Below are 4,330 nucleotides of genomic sequence, written 5' to 3' on the forward strand. Positions count from 1 at the left end.
CTTCCCCCCGGCGACGGCGCAGCCGGCGCAATACATGCCGAAACGGGCGACGGCGCAGCCGGCGCAATACATGCCGAAACGGGCGACGGCGGAGCCGGCGCAAACCCTCCGGCCCCGGCGCGCCCTCACATCGTGTAGTTCAGCCCCAGGCGCCCGCCATCGACGTAGATCGTCTCGCCGGTGATGTAGCTGGCCTTGCCCGAGCAGAGGAACGCCACCACGTCGCCGATCTCGCGGGGCGTGCCGACGCGGCCGAGCGGCGTGCGCGACAGGACGCGCCGCCGCGCCTCCTCGTTGGCGTTGATCCCCGCCATCATCGCCGTGTCGATCGAGCCCGGCCCGACCGCGTTCACCCGGATGCCGTGGGGCGCCAGCGCCAGCGCCGCCGCCTTGGTCAGCTGCATCACGCCCCCCTTCGAGGCGCAGTAGGCCGGGATCGCCGGGATCGCGAGCTGCGCGTTGATCGAGGACATGTTGACGATGGCGCCCGCGATCCTCTTCTCCACCATCGTCCGCGCCGCGCGCTGGAGCGCCACGAAGCTGCCGCGCAGGTTGACGGCGATGACCCGGTCGAAGGCCTCGAGGTCGTAGCTCAGGAAATCGCCCGGCATGGCGATCCCTGCGTTGTTCACCAGCGCCGCGACCGGCCCGTGGTCGGCCTCGACGCGGTCGAACATCGCCGTCACGGCCTCGGCGTCGCCCACGTCGCAGGCGATCCCCGCCGCCGCGCCGAGCCGCGCCGCCGCCTCCGTCACGGCGTCGGCGTTCACGTCCGACAGGATCACCTCGTAGCCGTCGGCCTTCAGCGCCTCGGCGCAGGCATAGCCGATGCCCTGCGCGCCCCCCGTCACGAGGGCCAGTCCGGTGTCGCTCATCTCTCGCTCCTTCTTGCGTCTGTCGTTTCCTGCGCTCACAGCCCCTTCACCGCCTGGTTCGCCGCGAAGGCGAGCCGGTAGAGCCGCGCCCGCAGCCCCGTGGCCGCGACCGCGCGCGGCGCGCTCACCGGCAGGGGCAGGTCGGCGGGGTCCATCCCCGCGAGCAGGTCCGCCATCGCCTTGCCGAAGACGGTCCCCGTGGTGATGCCGCGCCCGTTGTAGCCGATCGGCGTCCAGAGGTTCTCGGCCAGGCGGTGGATGCGCGGCAGGTGGTCGGGCGTCAGCGCGATCTGCCCGTGCCAGGCCTCGGCGAAGTCCACCGGGCCGAGCGACGGGAAGAGCTGGCGCAGACGCTTCTCCGCCCAGCGGCGCGAGAGGCCCGAGGTCCTGTCGCCCATCACGCGCCCCATCGAGCCCACGACGAGGCGCCCGGCGAGATCCTTCCTGAGGCTCGTCATCACGGGTGCGGTGTCCCAGAGGCCGTGGCGCCCCGGCAGGATGCCGGCGCCCGCGTCTCCCAGGGGCTCGGTCGCGAACTGGAAGTAGTCGATCAGCGTGAAGCCCTGCCGCAGGCCCGGCCAGAGGTCGTCGGTATAGGCGTTGGTGCCGAGGACGACGGCGCGCGCCCGCACCGTGCCCCGGTCGGTCTCGACCACCCAGGCCCCGCCGTCGCGCCGGAGGCCCGTCACAAGCACGCCCGTCGCGATCCGCGCGCCGGCGCCCCGCGCCGCGCGCGCGAGGCCGCGCACGTAGCCCATCGGGTTGACGGTGCCCGCCCGCCGGTCGAGGAGGCCGCCCGCGAAGCCGCGCGCACCCGTCCGCTCCGCCACCTCGCCCGCGGACAGCATCTCGACCGGCGCGCCGAGGCGCCGCCATTCGTCGTGCCGCCCCTGCAGGCCCTTCAGCCCCGAGGGCGCGTGGGCGGCGTGGATCGTGCCGTTCCGCGCCGGTTCGCAGCGGATCTGGTGGCGCTCGATCAGGCCGAAGACGTAGTCGGGCGCGCCGCCGAATCGCTCGATGAAGCGCGGCCCGTAGGTCGGCCCCAGCGCCTCGCGCACCGCCGCCGGCGGATGCCACACGCCCGCGTTGACGAGGCCCACGTTCCGGCCCGAGCCGCCATGCCCGATCCGCTGCGCCTCGAGGACGAGGCAGTCGAGGCCGCCCTCGGCGGCGTGGAGCGCGGTCGAAAGCCCCGTGTAGCCGCCGCCGACGATGGCAACCTCCGCCGCCGCGTCGCGTGGCAGTGGCGCCTCGTGGTCCGGCTCCTCCGCCGTTCCGTCCCAGAGGGATACCCGCGCCGCCTCGGTCATTCCGCCCGCTCCTTCCGGCCGCTGAACGGGCCGTCCGGGGGGATGCTGCACCGCCGCCGCGGCGGGGTCAATTTGCCGTCTCGCGGCTCCCGCGTAACGTCGCGTTCGGGGCGTGTCTTTGCCGTGGCCCCGCCGCGCCCGCCTGCGTAAGCTGCCGTTCGACAAGGGGAAACGTCGCAAGGGAGGATGGCCATGAGCCTGACGCTGGACTTCACCGGCCGGAACGTCGTCGTCGTGGGCGGGACGAGCGGGATCAACCGCGGCATCGCCGAGCTCTTCGCCCGCCACGGCGCGCGCGTCGCCGTCGCCTCGCGCAAGGCGGAAAAGGTCGCCGATACCGTCGCGGCGCTGGAAGGGCACGGGGCCGAGGCCATGGGCTTCGTCGCCGACGTGCGCGACATGGGCGCCGTCGAGGCGGGGCTGAAGACCGTCCACGACGCCTGGGGCGACTTCGACGTGCTCGTCTCCGGGGCCGCAGGCAACTTCCCGGCCAGTGTCAACGGCATGTCCGCCAACGCCTTCCGCAGCGTGGTGGACATCGACCTCATGGGCACGCTGCACGTGATGAAGGCGAGCTTTCCCTTCCTGCGCAAACCCGGCGCGAGCGTGGTGAACATCTCCGCCCCGCAGGCCTTCCTGCCGATGCCGGGGCAGGCGCATGTCTCGGCGGCCAAGGCGGGCGTGGACATGATCACCCGGACGCTCGCCATCGAGTGGGGCGCGCACGGCGTCCGCGTGAACTCGGTGGTGCCGGGGCCCATCGGCGGGACGGAGGGGATGGCGCGCCTCGCGCCCACGCCCGAAGCCATCGGCAAGGTCGCGGCCTCGGTTCCGCTGGGGCGGCTCGGCACGCCCGACGACATCGGGCACGCCTGCATGTTCCTCGGCTCGGACCTCGGAGCCTATGTCAGCGGGGCGGTCCTGCCGGTCGACGGTGGTTGGGCGCAGTCCGGCTGCGGCGGGATGGGCGCCTTCCTCGGCAAGCTGGTGCAGCAGCTCGAGGGGCAGCGCTGAGCCCGCGCCGCAGACCGTCTCAGGTGCCGTAGGCGCGCGTCTCCTCGCCCATGACTTCCTCGGCGGCGGCGAGGAGCGCGTCTGCGATGAAGTCGAGGTCCGGCCTCTTCAGCCGCGCGGGCAGGCGCACGTCGCAGGCGCGCATCAGCATTGTGCGGGTGCGCGGCAGGTCCGGCGTCTCGCCGGGGATGAACTTCCAGTTCCAGAAGGCGCGCGCGTTGTCGGTCGAGAGGCCGAAGACCTGCACCTTGACGCCGCGCCGCTCGGCGGCCGCCGCGAAGGCGCGGGCGTGCGCGTCGGTCGGCATGTCGACCAGGTTGAACTGGATCGAGTCGGGCGCCCGCTCCTCGGGCGGGAGCGCGTCCGGCACCTCGAGCCAGGGCGAGAGGTTCAGCCGGTCGGCCACGTAGTCGTGGTTCGCCCGCCCGTCGCGGACGCGGCGCGCGACCTCGGGCAGTTGCGGGCGAATCACCGCGGCCGAGAGGTTCTGGATGCGCATGTTGTAGAGCGGCAGCATGTTCTGCCAGCGGGCGAAGGCCTCCTCGAGCTCGGGGTCGTTCTGTCCCTCGGGGCCCTTGTGCTTCTTCCAGTTGTGCTCGTAGGCGCCCGACATGATGACCGCACGCGCCGCGAGGTCCGCGTCGTCGGTGATCAGGATGCCGCCCTCGCCCGCGTTCACGAGCTTGTAGGACTGGAACGAGAAGCAGCCGATCGCGCCGATCGTGCCGATCTTCCTGCCGTGCCAGAGGGTGCCGAGCGAATGGGCCGCGTCCTCGACCACGGGGATGCCGCGCGCGTCGCAGAGCGCCATGATCGCGTCCATGTCCGAGGTATGGCCGCGCATGTGGCTGATGATGACCGCGGCGATGTCGTCGTCGAGCCTCGCGCGGAAGTCCTCGATGTCGATGCGGTAGTTCTCGCCGACTTCCACGAGGACGGGGTGGCAGTTCGCGTGCAGGACCGCCGAGGGGACGGCGGCGAAGGTGAAGCCCGGGATCAGGACGCGCGCGCCCGGCGCGAGGTCGAGGGCGCGGAGCGACAGGAAGATCGCGGCCGAGCAGGAGGAGACGGCGAGCGCGTATTTCACGCCCATGAGGTCGGCGAACTCGCGCTCGAGAAGGGCGACGGGGG

At 72.7% G+C, this 4,330-nt stretch carries 4 protein-coding genes; 1 reads left to right on the forward strand and 3 read right to left on the reverse strand.

From position 1 onward, the window contains the following. Nucleotides 1-125: 125 nt before the first annotated feature. Both ACTS11_RS09305 and ACTS11_RS09310 read right to left on the reverse strand, forming a co-directional pair. Entirely contained in the window at nt 126-875 is a 750-nt protein-coding gene (locus ACTS11_RS09305) for an SDR family NAD(P)-dependent oxidoreductase (RefSeq protein ID WP_442640045.1), read from the reverse strand. A gap of 35 nt (nt 876-910) precedes the next feature. Then, nucleotides 911-2,185 carry an NAD(P)/FAD-dependent oxidoreductase gene (locus ACTS11_RS09310; RefSeq protein WP_442640046.1) on the reverse strand — a complete coding sequence of 425 codons (1,275 nt, stop codon included), beginning with the start codon at nt 2,183-2,185 and terminating at the stop codon, nt 911-913. 192 nt (nt 2,186-2,377) lie between these two features. Between ACTS11_RS09310 and ACTS11_RS09315 the strand changes: the two genes are divergently transcribed. After that, nucleotides 2,378-3,199 carry an SDR family oxidoreductase gene (locus ACTS11_RS09315; RefSeq protein WP_442640047.1) on the forward strand — a complete coding sequence of 274 codons (822 nt, stop codon included), beginning with the start codon at nt 2,378-2,380 and terminating at the stop codon, nt 3,197-3,199. A 19-nt stretch (nt 3,200-3,218) separates the two neighbouring features. On the opposite strand, the gene ACTS11_RS09320 is transcribed toward ACTS11_RS09315, so the two are convergent. Next, nucleotides 3,219-4,330: DegT/DnrJ/EryC1/StrS family aminotransferase (locus ACTS11_RS09320; protein WP_442640048.1), on the reverse strand; the 1,112-nt coding region annotated here is incomplete at its 5' end.

The sequence above is a fragment of the Roseicyclus sp. genome, assembly GCF_052168335.1.
Taxonomy (GTDB): Bacteria; Pseudomonadota; Alphaproteobacteria; order Rhodobacterales; family Rhodobacteraceae; genus Roseibacterium.